We start from the raw sequence: 22,095 nt of genomic DNA, 5'->3' as shown, positions 1-22,095 counted from the left end.
ATTAAGGTGCTGGGTTCATATGAGTAAGATGAATGATTTCAATTTCATCTAAAAGTTCTTTAGATAGCTTTCTCTTATACGCTTCAACATTTTCTCTTAATTGATTAAGCGATGTTGCACCTATAATGGTTGATGTCACAAACCAGTGATGGTATACAAATGCTAAGGCCATGTCGGTCAACGTCATTCCATGTTTCGATGCTAATATTTCGTAAGCTTTCACAGCAGGGAAGACATTGGGCTTGTCGTATCTTTGTGCGAAACCTTTAAAAAGTGTCACGCGCCCTTTAGAGTCGATATCTTTTAAATATTTTCCAGTGAGATGTCCAAATGCCAAGGGGGAATAGGCTAAAAATCCAATCTTTTCTCGGTATAAAATTTCCGTCATACCAAACTCTATTCCTCTGTTGATGAGGTTATAACAATTCTGAATTGATACTATAAGAGGTAATTTCTTTTCTCTCGCAATACGAATAAATTCCATCACACCCCAGGATTGCTCATTTGAGATGCCAATGTATTTAATCTTGCCTTCTTGCACAAGCTTTTCAAGGGCTTCTAATTGTTCATGAATAGATACCCATTCTTTTAATTTTGACTCTTCTATTTCAGCGCTGGGATCAAATTTATATTGGCCAAACATAGGCACATTTCTTTCGGGCCAATGAAGTTGATATAAGTCAATGTAATCTGTTTGAAGTCTTTTTAATGAACCTTCAAGTGCCTCACGTAAATTTTTTTCATCTAAGGCTTTAGGTCCATTGCGAATCCAATTTAATGATCTTCTTGGTCCCGCAGCTTTGGTGGCTAAAACGATCTCTTCTCTCTTTTGTTTTTTGAGCCAATGGCCCAGAATCGTCTCTGTTACAGTAAAAGTATTTGGCTTAGGTGGCACTGGATACATTTCGGCGGTATCAATAAAATTAATGCCATGTGATATTGCCCAGTCGAGCTGTAAAAATGCTTCGGACTCTGTGTTTTGCTCGCCAAAAGTCATGGTGCCCAGAGTAATGGGCGAAATAAGCAAATCCGACTGCCCCAACCTTCGATAATCTTGCTTTTCTATGTAATAGCTCATATAAAAATAATGTTTAGATTCAGATATTTAACGAAATAACACTTGAAATTTTAGACTTTCGTCCCTATTATTAGCACTCTATGACATTGAGTGCTAATCACTCATGTTTTCGATTTTGATTAACTTTCAAAGAATACACTATTAGGAGAATATGAAATGAAAATTCGCCCTTTACATGATCGCGTAATTGTAAAGCGTCTTGAAGAAGAACGTACAACAGCATCAGGCATTGTTATACCTGACGGCGCAACAGAAAAACCAGACCAAGGCACAGTGCAAGCTGTGGGAAATGGAAAAATTCTCGAAGATGGCAGTGTTAAAAAGCTAGACGTCAAAGTGGGCGATAAAGTTCTATTTGGAAAATACGCTGGCCAAGCAGTTAAGGTTGATGGTGAAGAATTACTTGTGATGCGTGAAGAAGACATCATGGGCATTGTTGAATAAAGCCTTAAACATTCATTCGTAAATATTTTGGAGAAATAAAAAATGGCAGCAAAAGACGTAAGATTTGGTGACGACGTTCGCCAAAAAATGATTACCGGTGTAAATATTTTAGCAAATGCAGTTAAAGTCACACTCGGCCCTAAAGGTAGAAATGTTGTGCTAGAGCGTTCATTCGGAGCACCAACGATCACTAAAGATGGTGTATCAGTTGCAAAGGAAATCGAACTTAAAGATAAATTTGAAAACATGGGCGCGCAAATGGTTAAAGAAGTTGCATCTAAAACTTCTGATATCGCAGGCGATGGCACAACTACGGCAACAGTATTGGCTCAAGCGATTATTCGCGAAGGTATGAAATCAGTAGCTGCAGGTATGAATCCAATGGATCTTAAAAGAGGTATCGATAAAGCTGTTGAGGCTGGCGTTGCTGAGCTTAAAAAATTAAGTAAGCCATGCACAACAAGTAAAGAAATTGCTCAAGTGGGTTCAATCTCTGCTAACTCTGATCACTCTATCGGACAAATCATTGCAGACGCGATGGATAAAGTAGGCAAAGAAGGTGTGATCACAGTTGAAGATGGTTCAGGCTTAACAAATGAATTAGATGTTGTAGAAGGTATGCAATTTGATCGTGGATATCTATCACCTTATTTCATTAATAATTCGGACCGACAAATTGCATTATTAGATAATCCTTTTATTCTTTTACATGATAAAAAGATATCTAATATCAGAGATCTTCTTCCTGCGCTTGAACAAGTAGCTAAATCAAGCCGCCCTCTCCTGATTATCGCTGAAGATATTGAAGGTGAAGCGCTGGCTACTTTAGTTGTAAATAATATTCGCGGTATCTTAAAAACTGTCGCTGTTAAAGCGCCAGGTTTTGGTGATAGAAGAAAAGCAATGCTTGAAGATATTGCAATTCTTACAGGTGCTACAGTAATTTCAGACGAAGTAGGTTTGAAATTAGAAACGATTAAGATTGAAGATTTAGGTCAAGCGAAAAGAATTGAAGTGGGTAAAGAAAACACTATCATTATTGATGGTGCTGCTGATGAGAAAAATATTAAGTCACGTATTGCTCAAATCAAAACACAAATTGAAGAAGCTACAAGCGACTACGACAAAGAAAAGCTTCAAGAACGTGTTGCAAAACTTGCAGGTGGCGTTGCTGTAATTAAAGTGGGCGCAACGACTGAAATTGAAATGAAAGAAAAAAAAGCACGTGTTGAAGATGCGCTCCACGCGACAAGAGCTGCTGTTGAAGAGGGTATTGTTGCTGGCGGTGGCGTTGCTTTAATTAGAGCGCGTGATGCGATTGCAAAGGTTAAAGGTGAAAATGCAGATCAAGAAGCTGGTGTTCGTATCGTGCTTCGTGCTGTTGAAGAGCCCTTAAGACAAATTGTTGCTAATGCTGGTGTAGAACCGTCTGTAGTAGTTAATAATGTGGTAGCTGGTAAAGGCAACTACGGATTTAACGCGGCAAATGAAACTTATGGTGACATGGTTGAGATGGGGGTGCTAGATCCTACTAAAGTCACTCGCTCTGCATTACAACATGCAGCATCTGTTGCGGGTCTTATGTTAACAACTGACTGTATGATCGCTGATCTTCCTAAAGATGATTCTCCAGCAATGGGTGGTGGTGATATGGGTGGTATGGGTGGTATGGGTGGCATGGGTGGCATGATGTAACTCAAAAGTATTAATAAAAAAAGACCTCTTAGGAGGTCTTTTTTTTAATCTTTTTTTTATCTGGTAATAAATTAGGATAGCATTACACCTCATGAACGCATCCCTTCCCAACCAGAATCAATTCAAAGATTTGAATGAGAAACAAGTTGAAGCTGTAACACTTCAAAATGAATCTGCACTCATTCTTGCTGGTGCAGGCAGCGGCAAAACTAAAGTACTCACTTCCAGAATTGCATGGCTTATTCAAACAAACGTAGTGAGTCCTTTTGGTCTTATCGCTGTGACATTTACCAATAAAGCTGCAAAAGAAATGCTGCACAGAATTACCATGCAGCTTCCCATCAATACAAGAGGTATGTGGGTAGGTACATTCCATGGTTTATGTAATCGATTTCTTAAAACGCATGCAAGAGATGCTGGCTTGCCTGAGACATTCCAAATATTAGATAGCCAAGATCAGTTATCTTTAATTAAAAGAACGATGAAAGTAATGAATGTAGATACTGAAACTTATGCACCTAAACAAGTGCAACACTATATAAATGGTTGCAAAGATGAAGGCTTAAGAGCCGCTCATGTAGATAGTTACGACGCACATTCAAAAAAATTAAATGAAGTCTATCTTGAATATGAAAAACAATGTCAAAAGGAAGGCTTGGTTGATTTTGGTGAATTGCTTTTAAGGTGCTATGAACTTTTCGAAAAAAATATAGCCATTCGCCAGCACTATCAAGATCGATTTAAACATATCCTCATTGATGAGTTTCAAGATACAAGCGAACTTCAATATAAATGGTTAAAACTTCTTGCAGGTAACAGCAGTTTTGTATTTGCTGTAGGGGACGATGATCAATCTATCTATAGCTTTAGAGGAGCTAGAGTTGGCAATATGAAAGATCTTGAAAGAGATTTCCATGTCAAACAAATTATTAAGCTAGAACAAAACTACAGATCTAAAAGTAACATTCTTAACACCGCAAATGCCATCATTGATCATAACAAAAATAGATTAGGCAAGAACTTATGGACTTCCGCCGGAGAGGGTGATCCCATTCGTATTTATACAGGCCATACCGATATTGATGAAGCCAAGTTTATTGTAGATGAAATCAAAATGCTTCATAGGGAAGGTGTATCGCTCAATCATATTGCTATTCTTTATAGAAGCAACGCGCAGTCGCGTGTTCTCGAACATAATATTTTTTCATCCAACTTACCTTATCGTGTATATGGTGGATTACGTTTCTTTGAGCGCGCTGAAATTAAACATGCGATTGCTTACTTAAGACTCATTGCAAATAAAAATGATGACAGTGCATTTTTAAGAATTGTAAATTTTCCAACGCGCGGTATTGGAAGTAGATCATTAGAAATTCTTCAAGATATTTCTAGACAGGATAGTTGCAGCTTTTGGGATGCTGCGGTGAAATCATCAGATCAAACACCCACAATCAAAAAAGGCTTACCTTATTTTATCCATCTGATCAAACATATTGAAAGCGGCTTTGAAGGATTAACGCTTCCACAAATGATTGATCTCATTATTAATGAGTCAGGGCTTAAGGACCACTATACCAATGAAAAAGATGGTTTAGATAGAGTCTCTAACTTAAATGAATTGGTTTCTGCAGCCGCAACATTTCTTAATAATGATAATAATGAATCTACAAATCCGCTTGGGGATTTTTTAAATTATTCCTCTTTAGAAAGTGGTGATATGCAAGCGAGTGAGGGTTCAGATGCCATCCAACTCATGACGATTCACTCATCCAAAGGGCTGGAATTTGACGTAGTGTTTATTTCAGGCCTTGAAGAAGGTTTATGTCCACACGAACAAAGTCTTTTTGAATCCAAAGGGCTTGAGGAGGAGAGAAGGCTTATGTATGTAGCTGTGACAAGAGCTCGATCAAAACTATACCTAAGTTATGCATTATCAAGAATGCTTCATGGCCAGACAAGATATGGTATGCCATCAAGATTCCTGGAAGAGATCCCTGAGAGTCTTGTTAAAAACATTAACACAATCAATTTTAAAAATAATATAGATCAGATTGAAGAAAATTATTCACAACCTACCCAGCAGAAACATACTTGGCGTATTGGTGAATCTGTCATGCATGAAAAATTTGGCCAGGGAACCGTTTTAGGTTATGAAGGTAATGCTGATGATTTAAGAATCCAAATTAAATTTACTAAAGCAGGTACCAAATGGCTTGCGATGGAATACGCAAAACTCTTTAAGCACTAGTAGCTTTTAGCAGACTTAAAAATATCTCGGTAACTAATATATTGAAATGCAAACATCACTGATGTGATCACAAGCAATGCAAAGAAAATAATTGCCCTCATTAATGAAGGTCCTATAGCGGGAAAGAGTGAAGCGAGTGCGCCAATTAATAGCCCACATGACAACATAAATAATATCGCTATTGTCGAAAAAATAAGCCATGAAAGACCTAAAGGAAAAATATACATTAAGCATCCTGCGATACTAGATTTAATTGATTTGAAGAGTGAATAGTTGTTATAAACGATCAACATTGGCGAGAACCAAGTCGCCATAAGTAACGGCAGAAGGAGTAGGATTAATTTTCCAATCATGGGCACAAAATTATTAATTACTGTCACAAGCTCATTATTATTCTCTGATAGTTTAATAAAGCCCTGCATTTCAGAATTTAAAACCATCGTCACCATAGCCGCATAAATTAAGCAAATGAGGCCAAGCATTAGCAATGTTGCAAGCCTAGGTTTAATTTTTTCAAATACGGCTAAAAAATTTTCTTCCTTATTTTTGTCGTGAGTCTTGTAGAAGTTAACTGCGAATACCAAAAATATTGGCCAAATCAATATAGATGCAATTGAAAAGATTTGAATCATAAGCATTGAAGGCAATAGCATAAAAATAAAAAGGTAAGCTAAGCTAAGCATCAATGATTGATTGGGTGTCTTTTTGAAGAGTTTGAAGCTTTCTTTATTCCAGCGAATGGAATCTCGGAATGTAATTTTTTTCATATCAATTTACCTTAAAATTTATCCGCTAATGCGTTTCTTTAAAATTTTCTTAAAATGGTTAGGGTCTTTTATGAAGGTGAGTTCGCCTTCTTCCGCATGATAGAAATCGTTAAGCCTTGAAACCCAGAATCTAAGAGACGCTAATCTTAATACATCATTCCAAGCTCGATCTTCATTATCATTAAAAGATCTTATCTTCTTATAAGCATCTAAGAAAGCATTCAGTCTTGACTCATCAAAAGAACCATCGCTATTCACGCACCAATCATTTACTGCTATAGCCACATCTAAAATAAGATAGTCTGTGCAAGCATAATAAAAGTCAATAAAGCCTGATACCTCATCATTTAAAAAGAGAACGTTGTCCTTAAATAGATCTCCATGAATAGTAGATTTAGGAAGCTTATAATTTTGCTTTTCTTGGTAAAGAATCTCTTCTTTTAATAATTTACTCTCATCTTGAGGTAACTCATTAAATAAGGTTTCAGCCGTTTTTTTTATCCAGCTAAGGTCTCTTGTATTTTGATGTTGAGCTACAAAATTGGCTGACTTCACGTGAAGCTCTGCGAGACTTTTACCGACAGCTTTACAATGATTGACTTCAGGGTTAGTGACCTCTTTACCCTTTAAACATGTCACGATTAAAGCGGGTTTATTTTTTAAAATACTTAAAGCTATGCCATTTTTTTTAAGTATAGGCTTGGGACATAAAAATGAATGTGTCGCTAGATGGGACATCAGATCTACAAAATAAGGGAGATCTTCTATAGTATTTTTTTCGAAGAGCGTTAAAACAAAACGATCGTGCGCCGTCATCAAAAAATAGTTGGTATTCGTTATCCCAGACTTAATACCTTGATAATCAGTGAGATTATCAAAAGCATAATCTTGAAGCCAGATTTTTAATTCTTTTATATTAACTGATGTGTAAACTGACATAAAAAAAAGGGCTTAAAGCCCTTTCAAAAAAATTTAGAATCTAAATATTACCCATTTAGGCACACTGAGAGGCTGGCTAGGGCCATCAAATTTTGCCCAACCACCATCTTGATCTTCCTTCAATAAATAATATGAAGGCCCACCAGCGGGGGGTGTTACTTTCATCATATAAAGTTCACCATTAATACGGTATTCTTCGACCGTATCAGCCCCTTTTTTGGTGATGGTAATTTGAGGCTCATCCACAATATCGCTTTCAAAATTCTTTGGTGGTGGCTTCACTTCTTCCAAAAGCTCAAGTTTTTTTTCAGCCATTACATTTAAGCTCATGAAGACAGTCGCCAATAAAAAAGCTTTAATTGTGTTTTGTATTTTCATACACAAGATTCTAGCAAAAAACCTTTAGATGGTATGGTTTATTTGATAATTTACAAGTAAAGCTGAGCTTTTCTCTCTGCGGGCGTTAGCGTAAAACCAATCGATTCATAATGGCTAAATATTGCATCCACAATCTCTTTAGGCCCCTCAAGAATTTGGATCAAATTCAAGTCTTTTAATTCAGCCATGCCCTCATTTACGATTTTGTCTTTTAACCAGTCTAGTAAGCCAGACCAGAACTCCTTTCCTACTAAAATGATAGGAATTTTTCTTGATTTACCCGTTTGAATAAGTGTGATCACTTCCATTAATTCATCAAGCGTTCCAAATCCCCCTGGCAAGACGACGTAAGCTGAAGCGTACTTAATAAACATCACTTTACGCATAAAGAAATATTTAAAATTTATCGAAATATCCTGGTAGTCGTTCGATTTTTGTTCGTGGGGCAAATTAATATTAAGCCCGATGCTAGGGCCCTTGCCTAAAGAAGCTCCTTTATTAACAGCTTCCATAAGGCCGGGGCCACCGCCAGAAATAACGCTAAACCCGGAGTTGGATAGCGCCTCTGCTATATCAACGGTGAGTTTGTAATAAGGATGATCTTCGCTAACCCTAGCACTTCCAAACACGGATACGGCAGGGGTTATTTTTTTAAGTTTTTCGGTAGCGCCAACAAATTCTGACATAATTTCAAATGCATACCAGGATTCACTCTCGTTATGAGTTTCATCAAACAATTCTGGGCCGTTAAATTTAGGTATCTTTTTATCTGCTGACATAAAAACTTTCAAAGTTAAACAATGAAAACACTATTATTGGTCGATGGCTCTTCTTATCTTTATCGGGCGTTTCATGGATTGCCTGACCTTAGAAACAGTCGCCAAGAACCTACTGGAGCTATTTATGGCGTCTTAAATATGCTCCGAAAACTCCACAAAGAGTTCCCTTCTGATTATAGCGTTTGCGTTTTTGATGCAAAAGGAAAAACTTTCAGGAATGATCTTTATCCCGAGTATAAGGCTAATCGATCAGCGATGCCTGATGATTTAAGAGCTCAAATTCAGCCGCTTCATGAAGCCATTACAGCGATGGGCTGGCCGATTCTTATTCAAGAGGGTGTTGAGGCTGATGATGTGATTGGTACCTTATGTAAGGAAGCCACCCAACATCAATTTAATGTCGTGGTCTCAACAGGCGATAAGGATTTAGCTCAGCTTGTTAATAAACATGTCACTTTAATTAATACGATGACGAATGAAAAACTTGATATAGAGGGTGTCAAAAACAAATTTGGGCTGATGCCTAATCAAATTATAGATTACTTAACGCTTATTGGAGACACCTCAGATAACGTCCCTGGCGTTGAAAAAGTGGGTCCTAAAACTGCATTGAAGTGGCTTAATGAATATCAAACACTCGACAATATCGTAAATAATGCTGCTCAATTCTCAGGTGTCGTCGGTGAAAATTTAAGGAAAGCGCTCGATTGGATTCCTAAAGCTAAAGATCTTATTACGATTCGATGTGATCTTGATATCGACAAAAATTGGGATAATTTCAAACCTAAAGCGCAAGACCCATCCACTTTAGAAAATTTATATCAGAGATTTGAATTTAAGAATTGGCTTAACGAAATTAAAGAAGGTAGCTCTGAGAATAATTTATCAGGTAAAAGTAGTGAAGAAAAAATATCTATCAAATCGCCTAGTCATTTTATTTCTAAAATAAAATACGACACAATATTCGACAAAGATCTATTACATGTATGGCTAGAAAAAATTAAAGAAAAAAAATATGTCTGTGTCGACACAGAAACTAACTCGCTCGACACTATGCAGGCAAAAATTGTAGGTATATCGATAGCAGTAAATGCCGGGGAAGCAGCTTATATTCCTTTAGCGCATGATTATCCTGGAGCTCCCGAACAGTTATCAATTGATACTATATTAAATTTACTGAAGCCCATGTTAGAAGATGAAAAAATTAAAAAAATTGGTCAAAACATTAAATATGATGCGCATGTATTTTTAAATCACGGCATACATCTTAAAGGCATTAAGCACGATACAATGTTACAAAGCTATGTGACGGAAAGTCATCAAAGCCATGGCATGGATAATTTAAGCTTAAGGCATCTAGGTCACACCTGTGTCAGTTATGAAGATGTTGCTGGCAAGGGCGTGAATCAACTTAAATTTAATCAGGTTGATATTTATGTAGCATCTCATTATTCATCTGAAGATGCGGACGTCACTTTACAATTAAATCAATTCTTTAATCCTACAATTGAAAGTGATGTGTCACTTAAATTTATTTATGAAAATATTGAAATGCCTGCCGCTGGAGTCCTTTTAAAGATCGAAAGAAACGGTGTGCTTGTAGATGACAAAAAATTAAATGCACAAAGTCATGAAATTGGTAAAAAAATTCTACTGCTAGAAGAAGAGGCTTATCAATTAGCAGGACAGCCTTTCAATCTCGCCTCGCCTAAACAATTACAAGATATTTTATTTAATAAGCTAGGTATTAAATCTTTGAAAAAAACACCTTCAGGCGCTCCTTCTACGGATGAAGAAGTATTGCAAGATTTAGCCTTAGATTATCCTTTACCCAAATTATTACTCGAACATCGGAGTCTATCTAAGCTTAAATCAACCTACACAGATAAACTACCAAAAATGATTAATGCCAACACTGGGCGGATTCATACAAGCTACAACCAGGCCGTAGCAATTACAGGGCGTCTTGCAAGTTCAGATCCTAATTTACAAAATATCCCAATCCGAACCCTGGAAGGAAGAAAAATAAGAGAAGCATTTATTGCGAATGAAGGCTCGTCCATTCTATCTGCAGACTATTCTCAAATAGAGTTAAGAATCATGGCTCACTTATCTCAAGATAAACGATTGCTTGAAGCTTTCAAGAATAATGAAGATATTCATAAATCAACAGCAGCTGAAATCTTTGGTTGCGACCTAGGTAGTGTTTCCCAAGAACAAAGGCGCTATGCAAAAGTGATTAATTTTGGCTTGATTTATGGCATGAGTGTATTCGGTTTATCAAAATCACTTGGTATTGAGCGCAGTGCGGCCTCAAATTATATTGAGACTTATTTTGCCAGATACCCTGGCGTTAAACGCTACATGGAGGAAGCGAAATTATTTGCTAAAGATAAAGGTTATGTAGAAACATTTTTTGGCAGACGATTATGGATTCCAGAAATTAATAGCTCGAATGGTATTAGAAGAGCTGCAGCAGAAAGAGCAGCAATTAATGCCCCGATGCAGGGCACTGCTGCTGACCTCATTAAGTTAGCCATGATTTCAGTCGATCAATGGCTTTCTCAAAACACACACTTAAAAACAAAAATGATTATGCAGGTACACGATGAGCTTGTGTTTGAAGTGCCTCAAGACGAAATCAATATTTTACGAAAAGAATTACCTCTCTTAATGGAGGGCGTTGCAAATCTTGATATTCCTCTTATCGTAGATATCGGCGTTGGATTGAATTGGGATACGGCACACTAGAATGGAATTTGGTACTTTAATTATTGGCGATGAGATTTTATCTGGCAAAAGACAAGATAAACATTTTGAATACTTAAAAAAAACATTAAAAAAATATGGCCTTTCATTGTCTTGGGTGAAATACATTCAAGATGATTCGAAAGATATTATTCAATCAATCAGACAATCAATAAAATCCAATACTATTGTTTTCTCTTTTGGTGGTATTGGTGCAACACCAGATGACTTTACAAGGCAGGCTGCTGCAGACGCTTTTGAACTTCACTTAACCAGAAATGATGAAGCTGTGAAACTGATTGAAGAACAGTTTGGTGAGGGAGCATATCCTAAAAGAGTCTTGATGGCAGATATTCCAAAGGGAGCATTATTGATTCCGAATGAGATTAATAAAATCCCAGGATTTAAAATTAATGGTCATCATTTCCTACCAGGCTTCCCAGAAATGGCCTGGCCAATGGTTGAATGGATTCTCAATACTCACTATAAAGAACTATTAAATCAAAATGACTTTGCTGAAGCTTCGGTTTGGATAAATGATGTAAGTGAAAGTAAATTGATTGATTTGATGAATGAGATTGTAAAAAAATATCCAGAAATTAAACTTTTTAGCCTCCCAAAATTAGAACCTATGAAGACTATTGAGCTTGGTGTTAAAGGCCCATCAAAATTAGTCGCTGAAGCCATGCTAGAAATACAAGTCAAAATTGTTAATTTAGGCTATGAATGGCATAAGTAATTTGAAGTCTTCACTTTTATAAAAAGCCATTTGCCTATAAAATAGGCAACTTTCCCTAAGTAAATATACGACAGTGCAAATAGGCTCCATTTCCATTAAAAATAATCTCGTAGTCGCCCCCATGGCAGGCGTCACAGATCGCCCTTTCCGCCAACTTTGTAAAAAGTTTGGTGCTGGCATGGCAGTAAGTGAAATGGTGACATCAAATTCACTTCTATATGGCAGCCAAAAAACACTTCGTCGCGCCAATCACGAAGGCGAAGTAGATCCAATATCAGTTCAAATTGCTGGTGCTGATCCTAAAATGATGGCGGAGGCTGCTCAATTTAATGTGGATCATGGCGCTCAAATTATCGATATCAACATGGGATGTCCTGCAAAAAAAATATGTAACGTGATGGCTGGGTCAGCGCTTCTTAAAGATGAGCCACTTGTGCAAAAAATATTATCTTCCGTTGTAAAGTCTGTAAATGTGCCAGTCACACTAAAAATAAGAACTGGCTGGGACACTCAAAATCGTAATGCTATAGAGATTGCAAAAATTGCTGAAGATATTGGCATTAAAGCATTAGCTATTCATGGCAGAACGAGGGCTTGTTTATATATGGGTGAAGCTGAATATGACACCATTGCCAAAGTGAAACAGTCAGTAAAGATTCCCGTCATCGCCAATGGCGATATCACTTCACCGGAAAAAGCTAGATATGTTTTAGATTATACGGGTGTAGATGGGGTAATGATCGGTAGAGCAGCTCAGGGCAAGCCTTGGATTTTTAGAGAAATTGATCACTATCTTAAAACAGGAATGCATTTAGATAATCCGTCTATTGATGAAATCAAAAATACTACCATTGCTCATGTGAATGAACTTTATAGCTTTTATGGTGAAAATGCAGGATTAAAAATTGCTAGAAAACATATTTCTTGGTACACAAAAGGATTAAAAAATTCTGCAAATTTTAGACACTATATGAATACAATTGAAACAGTCGATGCACAAATTAAAACTATCGAAGATTATTTTAATTTTCTTTCGATCGAATCTCCTTATATAAAGTATGAAGAAGAAATGTTGGTAGCTTAATGGAAAAGAAGACAGATATTCCTGATTGTGTAAACGAATCTCTAGATCAATACTTTAAAGATCTAGACGGCGAACACCCAACGAATGTTTACGATATGGTCATTGGTATGGTAGAGAAGCCACTCATTAGTTACATCATGGGCATTTCAAAAGGCAATCAAAGTAAGGCTGCAGAAATCCTTGGCCTTAATAGAAATACGCTTAGAAAAAAATTAAAACAACATAAGATTGATATTTAGTCATGATTGAAATCAAACGAGCTCTCATAAGCGTTTCAGACAAAAAAGGTATTATCGAATTCGCTAAGACGCTAATTAAATACAAAGTTGAAATTTTATCTACTGGTGGTACAGCAAAATTGTTTGCTGATAATAATATTCCTGTCATTGAAGTAAGTGATTACACTGGCTTCCCAGAAATGTTAGATGGTAGAGTTAAAACACTTCATCCAAAGATACATGGCGGCATACTTGGAAAGAGAGATGACGAAAACCATCTACAAACAATGGCTAAATCGAATATACCTTTAATCGATTTAGTAGTAGTGAACTTGTATCCATTCGAAACAACCATATCTAAAGAAAATTGCCCGCTTTCTGAAGCTATTGAAAATATTGATATCGGTGGTCCTGCAATGATTCGATCGTCAGCAAAAAATTATAATGGTGTGGCAATTGTTACTGATGCAGCGGACTACAAACTTATTGAAGATGCTTTAAGGCAAAATAATGGGTCACTTGATCTAGATTTGAGATTGAGTTTGGCCAAGAAAGCTTTTGAGCATACTGCAAAATATGATTCAGCTATTTCGAATTATCTTAACGGACTGGATATAAATAAAAATATAACTTACCCTAACAAACTTAACCTCGCGTTTAACAAAAAAATGGATTTACGTTATGGTGAGAACCCACATCAAAGTGCATCTTTTTATGTAGATGAAATATCCAATAAAGGCTCACTAGCAAGCTTTCAACAGTTACAGGGTAAAGAGCTGTCATACAATAACCTAAATGATGCGGATACAGCCTGGGAATGTGTTAAAAGCTTTGAGCTACCATCTTGCGTGATTGTAAAACATGCTAATCCATGCGGCGTCGGATCTTCAAAAGACTTATTCGATGCTTATAAAAAAGCATTTTTAACTGATCCAACATCCGCATTCGGCGGCATTATTGCTTCAAACGTTTCGTTAGACAAAAATACTGCATCTCAAATTATTTCTCAATTTGTCGAAGTTGTAATCGCCCCATCTTACGATACTGAATCACTTAAAATATTTGAATCAAAACCAAATATTAGATTATTAAAAGTTTCGCTCGATAATAGCTTTAATGCTTTTGAATTGAAAAAAATTGGTGGTGGCTTACTTGTCCAATCACCAGACAATTTCAATATAGATATTAAACATTGCAAAGTAGTTTCTAAACTTAAACCTAATGAAGAACAAATAGCTGACATGCTTTTTGCATGGCGAGTTGCTAAGTATGTTAAATCAAATGCCATTGTATTTTGTAAAAACAATCAAACTATAGGTATCGGCGCAGGTCAGATGAGTAGAGTTGATAGTACCAAGATTGCTTCTATAAAAGCACAGAATGCAAATCTTGATTTAACAAATTCTGTGGTCGCTTCAGACGCTTTCTTTCCCTTTAGAGATGGGATTGATGTGATTGCCGCAGCTGGTGCAAATTGCGTTATTCAGCCAGGCGGAAGCTTAAGAGATGAGGAGGTCATCTCTGCAGCTGATGATTTAGGTCTTGTAATGTTATTTACTGGATATCGTCACTTTAGGCATTAGTTTATGAAAGTTCTAGTCATTGGAAGTGGCGGCAGAGAACATGCAATGGCATGGAAACTTTCTCATAGCAAAAAAATAAATGCTATTTTTATTGCGCCAGGTAATGGCGGAACGCACCTCAATCCAAAATTCAACAATATTGATCTGACCGATATTAATCTTCTTTCAGATTTTGCAATTAAAGAAAAAATTGACCTCACTATTGTTGGTCCAGAGCTGCCACTTTCCAAAGGCATTGTTGATTTATTCAGATCTAAAAATTTGAATATTTTTGGACCCACTCAAAAAGCTGCTCAACTTGAAAGCTCTAAGGATTTTGCCAAAGATTTCATGTATAGGCACAACATTCCTACTGCAAAATATAGAACATTTAAAATGCCAGATGAAGCGCATCACTATGTTAATGAGCATGGTGCGCCCATTGTTATTAAAGCGGATGGGTTAGCTTCTGGAAAAGGTGTCATTGTTGCGCTGACAGTCGATGAAGCTCATGATGCAATTGACTTTATGCTTGTAGACAATAAATTTGGAGATGCAGGAGCGAAAATTGTAATTGAAGAATTTCTTGAAGGTGAAGAAGCTAGCTTTATGGTTATATGTGATGGCAAAACAATTCTCCCGCTTGCTACAAGTCAAGACCATAAAAGACTTTTAGATCATGATATGGGGCCTAACACAGGCGGTATGGGAGCATACTCTCCTGCACCTATAGTTACTAAAGAAATTTATTCTAAAGTCATGGATGAAATTATCTACCCCACTATCAATGGCATGGGCAAAGATGGCATTCCATTTACTGGATTCCTTTACGCAGGTCTCATGATTACTAAAAAGGGTGATGTAAAAACATTAGAATATAATTGTCGAATGGGAGACCCTGAAACACAACCCATTCTCATGAGGCTTAAAAGTGATTTGTTTGAAATTCTATACACGGCAGCTCTCGGACAAATTGATTCATTAGAAATCGAATGGGACACAAGAACAGCGCTAGCTGTTGTTTTAGCGTCGGCTGGCTACCCTGAGTCTCCAAAGCTAAATGATGAAATTCATATTGAAGATCGCATTATTCCTGATAGCTATATATTTCATGCAGGTACTATATACAAAGATAATAAACTTCTAACTTCAGGCGGAAGAGTTTTAGCCGTCACTGCGCTTGGTAATTCTTTAAAAGAGGCGCAAATTCAAGCTTATGAGGCTATCAGTACTGTTAAATTTACTGGCGCCCAATATCGACAAGATATAGGTTACAGAGCATTAAATAATAATTAAATTGACTAACCAACGCTTAATCCGTTATCTAAAACAAGGTGGTGTTATAGCCTATCCCACTGAGTCCTGTTATGGATTGGGTTGTGATCCAAAAAATAAATATGCGGTAGAAAAAATTCTATGGTTAAAAAAAAGGTCTCGATCAAAAGGTTTTATTTTAATTAGCTCCAAGATAAATCATTTGCGAGCATATATGAAAGATCTGTCAGAGACACAAAAAAAAGAAATGATGGATAAATGGCCCGGCCCTCATACTTGGTTAGTACCTTCGTCTAATTATTGTCCCTCATGGTTAAGAGGGGGCAGTCATAATATTGCTATAAGACTCCCTAAAGTTAAAAGCACTTTAAATTTATTAAATTCAATCAACTTTCCAATCACCTCGACAAGTGCTAACTTAAGCCATAAACAATCCATCAAAACTCTTAGGGCATGTAAAAATTTGTTTAGGACTAAAGTGAAGATTATTGATGGGAATATTGGTAGTGAAAAAAAACCTACAACGATTCAAGATTTTGTTAGTAAAAAAATAATTAGAAAATAATATGATTAATTCAAATGTAGTTTTTGAGTACTTTAATAATCTCCAAACAAATATTGTCGAAACACTTCAAATTGTTGATGGGAAAAATTTTATTAATGACTCATGGCAACGAAAAGAAGGTGGCGGTGGGACTTCTTGCCTTTTAGAAAATGGAAATATATTTGAAAGAGCTGGTGTTGGATTCTCGCATGTCGTAGGTGACAAGTTACCAGGCTCGGCAAGCGCTGCTCATCCAGAAGCAGCGAATAGAAAATGGGAAGCTATGGGGTTATCACTAGTCTTGCACCCTAAAAATCCATATGCCCCGACGGTGCATATGAATGTAAGATTTTTTATTGCAAAAAAAGAGGGTCTTGACGATATATGGTGGTTTGGCGGGGGTATGGATTTAACCCCTTATTATGGCTTCGACGAAGATGCAGTTCATTTTCACCAAACACTGAAAACTATACTTGATCCATACGATAAAAAACTTTATGCAGAATTTAAAAAGAATTGTGATGAATACTTCTATCTAAAGCATCGCAAAGAGCCTAGAGGGATTGGCGGTATTTTTTATGATGATTTTAATAGTTTAGGTTTTGATAAATCTTTCAATTTAAACAAATCCGTAGGTGATGTTTTTTTAAATGCTTATCTACCAATTCTTCAAAGAAGAAAAGATATTCATTTTACAGAGAAAGAAAGAGACTTTCAGTTGTATCGACGTGGTCGTTATGTAGAATTTAATTTAATATTTGATCGTGGCACTTTATTTGGTTTGCAATCTAATGGTAGAACTGAGTCAATTTTAATGTCGATGCCGCCAATGGTTCAATGGAAATATGATTGGAAACCAGAAACAGGTAGCAAAGAAGAAAAATTATATACATATTTTTTAACGAATAAAGATTGGCTGAGTCATGAATAATCTATTTAAAAAAATTCTTCGAAAAAAAAATATTAACCATAAACATCCAGCGCATTTAAAAAAATGTCTGAGTGCATTAGATCTTACATTGCTAGGCATAGGGTGCATCATTGGAACAGGTATATTTGTTTTAACTGGTATTGCGGCTGCTAATCAAGCTGGTCCTGCAGTTATTTTATCTTTTATAGTATCAGGCTTTGCTTGCGCTTTTGCAGCATTGGCTTATGCAGAACTTTCATCATCGATTGGTGGCTGTGGAAGCGCCTATGGTTATAGTTATGTTGCTTTTGGTGAATTCTTTGCATGGATTATTGGTTGGATTCTACTCATGGAATATGGAATGTCTATTGCTGCAGTTGCAAATGGCTGGTCTGGATATTTCAATAACGCTCTTACCGCTATAGGTCTAGGCCTTCCAGAAGCATTATCTAAAGCTCCTTCATTAGGCGGTATAGTTAATCTTCCAGCAATGGTCATTATACTAATAATTATGTCCTTGCTTATTATTGGAGCAAAGCAAAGTGCTAAATTTAATGCTGTGATGGTTTTTATAAAACTTTTAACCATCACGCTATTTATCTCAGTTGCTATGTTCAATGTGAATCCGGCTAACTGGCATCCCTTTATGCCTTATGGTTGGTTTTCGACATTACCTGATGGAAAAACTGTTGGTGTTCTTGCAGGTGCTTCTTTAGTTTTTTTTGCATACGTTGGTTTTGATGCAGTTTCAACCGCCGCTGAAGAGGCAATCAATCCACAAAGAGATCTGCCTAAAGGTATTATTGGCTCACTTGCTTTTTGCACTGTGATATACATTATCGTTTCATTATTGCTTACAGGTGTTGTTCCATATCAAGAACTAAATGTATCTTCTCCTGTTGCTTATGCGCTGCAAAAAATTGGATTTCAATGGGCTTCTGCTGTTGTTTCTACTGGTGTTATTGCTGGACTCACAACCGTAATGCTTGTTCTTTATTACGCTTTAACAAGAATTATTTTTGCAATGAGCAGAGATGGGTTACTTCCTCATTCTTTATGTGAAGTGAACAAAAATACCAACACCCCTATAAAAGTTATTGTTTATTGTGGGCTACTAATCTCATTAATTGCTGGATTTATACCACTTGGCACTTTAGCTGAGATAGTGAATATTGGAACATTAGCTGCCTTTGTGATTGTTTCACTGGGTGTCATTTTTATACGAAAACTTCATAAAAATAATAAGGCAACTTTTAAAAATAAATGGCATCCTCTTATCCCTCTCTTGGGAATTTTTTCATGTGGTGCTTTAATGTTTTTCTTGCCGGTTGAAACTTGGAAAAGATTTTTAATATGGGTGTTAATTGGAGTTGTTTTTTATTTTACTTATTCAATAAAACATAGTCACCTAAATAAAAAACCGGCCTAAGCCGGTTTTTTATTTAGGTTCAAAACTTAATTAAAGTGATAAAACCCATGAAATGATTGTTTTGATATCCTCATCTTTAACTTGTGGGTGAGGCGGCATTGGAACTGGGCCCCAAACACCACTACCACCTGCTTTTACCTTGGCTGCTAATTTTGCTTCAGCACCTTTGTCGCCTTTATACTTATTTGCAACATCTTTATAAGATGGTCCAAGCACTTTTTTTTCAACGGCATGACAAGCTAAACATCCGCTTTTTTGAGCTAATGCTTCAGCAGCTTTAGCATCTGCAGCCTGAGCTTGATTTGCTATAAACATACTAACCACTGCCATACTTAGAATCACTGATTTCATATTATTTCCGTCCTTAAATTGATTTTACAATTATTATAATACTCCTAATTTTATTTGAATTAAAAGCAATTTAAATAAAATTATACTATTAATATTCTTGAACTAAATACTCGGCTATTAGGTTATGAGACTCATTCGGGTAGACCATAACACTATTTTCTAGCGCATTAACACTTTCCACACAGATCATTTTTTTCCATTCATCTTCAGTCCCCATATCAACCATAGTTTTAACTTTTTTATCCCACGGCGTCCAAATGACTGTTGATTCACTGTTTTCTTTTTGTACAATAATTTTTCGATCAAATCCCTTATCATGAATCACACATGTATCTTTTGTATTTAAATAAACTCTATCAAATTCAGCATCAAATTTAATTTGATCTTCTTGAGTGAATTTTTTATATCCCCTCGCTTTGTCTGAATAGATTTTATTTTCTAATCCAGTCACTTCAATATTTTCAATATCACTTATCTGAAAATAAGTGTGATATCCCTCACCAATCAAGAAAGGTTGTTCAGATAAATTTGTTGTTTTAAGATCAAGATGGATTGAACTACCAATCGTTATAGAAAATTCTAAATTAAATTGATATGAAAGTTGTCTATTCACTTCGGGCGTAGGAAGCATTACAAATGTCACTTTAGTAGCTCCGTTTTCCAAATCAATAATCTCATTAATACGCCATGGAATAACTCTAGCAAATCCATGCGGACAAAAGCTTCCATCTGTAGGGTGAGCGCCAAACCAAGGCCAGCAGATAGGTACGCCACCTCGAATAGATCTTCCATGCATATATCTCGTATTACTTGAAAGCCAGAGCACTTCATTTTTTATATCATGTGGCTTCCATTGCATAATATGAGCGCCTTGAAGCGCAATCTTGGCTGAGGCAAGCCTATTATCAATCGTAATAAATTTTAACCCAATTTCATTTTGTGTAATCTTGTAGCTTTCAGCAGCTGATATATATTTTTCACTTATCATTTTAAAAATTAAATTTCCTCTAACTTTGAAATATCCCGAATAGCTCCTCTATCAGCGCTTGTAGTCATTAATGCATAAGCTCTTAATGCTTGAGAAACTTTTCTTATTCTTGGTTTAGGTTTCCAGGCATTCTTAACATCAGCATTCATCTTATCTTTTCTTTGAAGAAGGATTACATCGTCAATCATTAAATTAATTGTTCTATTTGGAATATCAATTTCAATTTGATCGTTTTCTTCAATTAATGCAATTTCCCCTTGCTCAGCAGCTTCAGGAGAGACATGGCCAATACTTAATCCAGAAGTTCCTCCAGAAAATCTTCCGTCAGTTAAAAGTGCACAAACTTTACCAAGGTCTTTTGATTTTAAATAAGTGGTTGGATAAAGCATTTCTTGCATGCCAGGTCCGCCTCTTGGCCCTTCATATGTAATAACAACTACATCACCTGCAATAATCTTGTCCCCTAAAATAGCAGTAACTGCCTCGTCTTGTGATTCAAAAATACGCGCACGTCCTTTAAATTTCAAAATGCTCTCATCAACACCTGCTGTTTTAACAATGCAGCCATTACGTGCAATATTTCCAAAAAGTACTGCAAGTCCCCCATCTTGGCTATAGGCGTTTTCTTTATTTCGAATACATCCAGAGGTTCTGTCGTCGTCTAAAGTTGGATAAAGCATACTCTGGCTGAACGCAATCGTAGTCGGTATACCTCCTGGCGCTGCACGATAAAAGTTTTTTACTTCCTCATTTTTGGTCGTCACAATATCCCAATGATCTATTGCTTCACCTAAAGTTTTAGAGTGAATAGTAGGAATATCCCTATGAATTAGAGTTGCACGGTCAAGCTCTCCTAAAATTCCCATCACACCTCCTGCTCTATGAACATCTTCCATATGGAACTTATCTGTGGCAGGCGCTACTTTTGCTAAGCAAGGCACTTTTCTTGAAATACGATCTATATCTTTCATCGTGAAATTTACTTTAGCCTCATGAGCTGCCGCAAGCAAATGAAGAACTGTATTTGTTGAGCCTCCCATAGACACATCTAAAGTCATAGCATTTTCAAAAGCTTTAAAACTTGCAATATTTCTGGGCAGTGCACTTTCATCTTCACCTTCGTAATATCGCTTCGCTAAATCAACAATAACTCTTCCAGCCTCTTGAAATAATTTTTTTCTAGCTGCATGAGTTGCTAAAGTACTTCCATTACCGGGCAGACTTAATCCTAAGGCTTCGGTTAAACAGTTCATTGAATTTGCTGTAAACATTCCTGAACAAGAACCGCATGTTGGACATGCTGATCGTTCAATTTCATCGGATTCTTTATCAGAGACTCTTGTATCAGCGCCTGCTACCATTGCATCTACTAAATCTAATTTCTTGATTCCACTGTTCCAATTGACCTTACCCGCTTCCATAGGGCCGCCTGAAACAAAGACCACGGGAATATTAATTCTTAGTGCCGCCATAAGCATGCCGGGCGTTATCTTATCGCAATTAGATATACAAACAATGGCATCTGCACAGTGAGCATTAACCATATATTCGACGCTATCTGCAATTAGATCTCGGCTTGGGAGGCTGTATAGCATGCCGTCATGCCCCATAGCTATCCCATCATCTACTGCGATGGTATTAAACTCTTTTGCAACACCGCCATGTTTTTCAATTTCTCTTGCTACAAGCTGCCCTATATCTTTTAAATGAACATGCCCTGGAACAAACTGTGTAAATGAATTACAAACTGCAATAATTGGCTTTGTAAAATCACCATCCTTCATGCCTGTGGCGCGCCAAAGTGCGCGGGCACCAGCTTGATTTCTGCCATGAGTAGTCGTTTTAGAGCGATATACGGGCATAATGACCTCTTAAAATTACAATCAATTTAAACAATTATTTTAACTTATAATTACAAC

At 36.6% G+C, this 22,095-nt stretch carries 20 protein-coding genes; 12 read left to right on the top strand and 8 right to left on the bottom strand.

Annotated elements, in window-relative coordinates:
* Position 1: 1 nt before the first annotated feature.
* Entirely contained in the window at positions 2–1,078 is a 1,077-nt protein-coding gene (locus tag FIT63_RS01280) for an aldo/keto reductase (RefSeq protein WP_140006223.1), read from the bottom strand.
* Between the two features lie 156 nt (positions 1,079–1,234).
* Between FIT63_RS01280 and FIT63_RS01275 the strand changes: the two genes are divergently transcribed.
* The 3 genes from FIT63_RS01275 (at position 1,235) to FIT63_RS01265 (ending at position 5,465) form a co-directional block, all read left to right on the top strand.
* A complete protein-coding gene (locus FIT63_RS01275; protein WP_046487076.1) occupies positions 1,235–1,522 on the top strand; it encodes a co-chaperone GroES in 288 nt (95 codons plus the stop codon).
* 42 nt (positions 1,523–1,564) lie between these two features.
* Positions 1,565–3,217: a chaperonin GroEL gene (gene groL, locus FIT63_RS01270; protein ID WP_139866953.1), complete on the top strand. Its 1,653-nt coding sequence runs from the start codon at positions 1,565–1,567 to the stop codon at positions 3,215–3,217.
* A 91-nt stretch (positions 3,218–3,308) separates the two neighbouring features.
* On the top strand, positions 3,309–5,465 hold the full coding sequence (locus FIT63_RS01265) for a UvrD-helicase domain-containing protein (protein WP_140006222.1): 2,157 nt from the start codon (positions 3,309–3,311) through the stop codon (positions 5,463–5,465).
* On the opposite strand, the gene FIT63_RS01260 is transcribed toward FIT63_RS01265, so the two are convergent.
* The 4 genes from FIT63_RS01260 to FIT63_RS01245 are packed head-to-tail and all read right to left on the bottom strand — an operon-like array spanning position 5,462 to position 8,328.
* A complete protein-coding gene (locus FIT63_RS01260) occupies positions 5,462–6,232 on the bottom strand; it encodes a BPSS1780 family membrane protein (protein ID WP_140006221.1) in 771 nt (256 codons plus the stop codon). The two genes, FIT63_RS01265 and FIT63_RS01260, sit on opposite strands and share 4 nt — an antisense overlap.
* Before the next feature lie 18 nt (positions 6,233–6,250).
* Positions 6,251–7,171 (bottom strand): homoserine kinase, encoded by a 921-nt coding sequence (locus FIT63_RS01255; RefSeq protein ID WP_140006220.1) that lies wholly within the window; start codon positions 7,169–7,171, stop codon positions 6,251–6,253.
* 33 nt (positions 7,172–7,204) lie between these two features.
* Positions 7,205–7,549 carry a DUF2782 domain-containing protein gene (locus FIT63_RS01250; protein ID WP_420886406.1) on the bottom strand — a complete coding sequence of 115 codons (345 nt, stop codon included), beginning with the start codon at positions 7,547–7,549 and terminating at the stop codon, positions 7,205–7,207.
* A gap of 50 nt (positions 7,550–7,599) precedes the next feature.
* Positions 7,600–8,328, bottom strand: coding sequence for an LOG family protein (locus FIT63_RS01245; RefSeq protein ID WP_140006219.1), 729 nt, complete (start codon positions 8,326–8,328; stop codon positions 7,600–7,602).
* Positions 8,329–8,349: 21 nt separating this feature from the next.
* Between FIT63_RS01245 and polA the strand changes: the two genes are divergently transcribed.
* The 9 genes from polA (at position 8,350) to FIT63_RS01200 (ending at position 18,837) form a co-directional block, all read left to right on the top strand.
* Positions 8,350–11,079 (top strand): DNA polymerase I, encoded by a 2,730-nt coding sequence (gene polA / locus FIT63_RS01240; RefSeq protein WP_140006218.1) that lies wholly within the window; start codon positions 8,350–8,352, stop codon positions 11,077–11,079.
* 1 nt (position 11,080) lies between these two features.
* A complete protein-coding gene (locus FIT63_RS01235; protein ID WP_140006217.1) occupies positions 11,081–11,815 on the top strand; it encodes a competence/damage-inducible protein A in 735 nt (244 codons plus the stop codon).
* A 73-nt stretch (positions 11,816–11,888) separates the two neighbouring features.
* Positions 11,889–12,899, top strand: coding sequence for a tRNA dihydrouridine synthase DusB (gene dusB / locus FIT63_RS01230; RefSeq protein WP_140006216.1), 1,011 nt, complete (start codon positions 11,889–11,891; stop codon positions 12,897–12,899).
* Complete coding sequence (locus FIT63_RS01225; protein ID WP_140006215.1) at positions 12,899–13,138, top strand: helix-turn-helix domain-containing protein; 240 nt, start codon at positions 12,899–12,901, stop codon at positions 13,136–13,138. Before dusB ends, FIT63_RS01225 begins: the two co-directional genes overlap by 1 nt.
* A 2-nt stretch (positions 13,139–13,140) precedes the next feature.
* Complete coding sequence (purH, locus tag FIT63_RS01220; protein WP_140006214.1) at positions 13,141–14,700, top strand: bifunctional phosphoribosylaminoimidazolecarboxamide formyltransferase/IMP cyclohydrolase; 1,560 nt, start codon at positions 13,141–13,143, stop codon at positions 14,698–14,700.
* 3 nt (positions 14,701–14,703) lie between these two features.
* Positions 14,704–15,975, top strand: coding sequence for a phosphoribosylamine--glycine ligase (gene purD, locus FIT63_RS01215; RefSeq protein ID WP_140006213.1), 1,272 nt, complete (start codon positions 14,704–14,706; stop codon positions 15,973–15,975).
* 1 nt (position 15,976) lies between these two features.
* On the top strand, positions 15,977–16,519 hold the full coding sequence (gene tsaC, locus FIT63_RS01210; RefSeq protein WP_189342306.1) for an L-threonylcarbamoyladenylate synthase type 1 TsaC: 543 nt from the start codon (positions 15,977–15,979) through the stop codon (positions 16,517–16,519).
* Between the two features lies 1 nt (position 16,520).
* A complete protein-coding gene (hemF, locus tag FIT63_RS01205; RefSeq protein ID WP_140006211.1) occupies positions 16,521–17,429 on the top strand; it encodes an oxygen-dependent coproporphyrinogen oxidase in 909 nt (302 codons plus the stop codon).
* Positions 17,422–18,837 (top strand): amino acid permease, encoded by a 1,416-nt coding sequence (locus tag FIT63_RS01200; RefSeq protein WP_140006210.1) that lies wholly within the window; start codon positions 17,422–17,424, stop codon positions 18,835–18,837. Before hemF ends, FIT63_RS01200 begins: the two co-directional genes overlap by 8 nt.
* Positions 18,838–18,867: 30 nt before the next feature.
* Here FIT63_RS01200 and FIT63_RS01195 read toward each other — a convergent pair whose 3' ends face one another.
* The 3 genes from FIT63_RS01195 to ilvD form a co-directional block, all read right to left on the bottom strand.
* Positions 18,868–19,188 carry a c-type cytochrome gene (locus tag FIT63_RS01195; protein WP_140006209.1) on the bottom strand — a complete coding sequence of 107 codons (321 nt, stop codon included), beginning with the start codon at positions 19,186–19,188 and terminating at the stop codon, positions 18,868–18,870.
* An 88-nt stretch (positions 19,189–19,276) separates the two neighbouring features.
* Positions 19,277–20,176 (bottom strand): D-hexose-6-phosphate mutarotase, encoded by a 900-nt coding sequence (locus tag FIT63_RS01190; RefSeq protein ID WP_140006208.1) that lies wholly within the window; start codon positions 20,174–20,176, stop codon positions 19,277–19,279.
* Between the two features lie 8 nt (positions 20,177–20,184).
* Positions 20,185–22,038 carry a dihydroxy-acid dehydratase gene (gene ilvD, locus FIT63_RS01185; protein WP_140006207.1) on the bottom strand — a complete coding sequence of 618 codons (1,854 nt, stop codon included), beginning with the start codon at positions 22,036–22,038 and terminating at the stop codon, positions 20,185–20,187.
* Positions 22,039–22,095: the final 57 nt, after the last annotated feature.

Origin of the sequence: Candidatus Methylopumilus planktonicus, assembly GCF_006364715.1 — a bacterium.
Lineage (GTDB): Bacteria > Pseudomonadota > Gammaproteobacteria > Burkholderiales > Methylophilaceae > Methylopumilus > Methylopumilus planktonicus_A.
The sequence above is the reverse complement of the archived record's forward strand: the minus strand, read 5'-3'. Positions and strand labels throughout refer to the sequence as shown.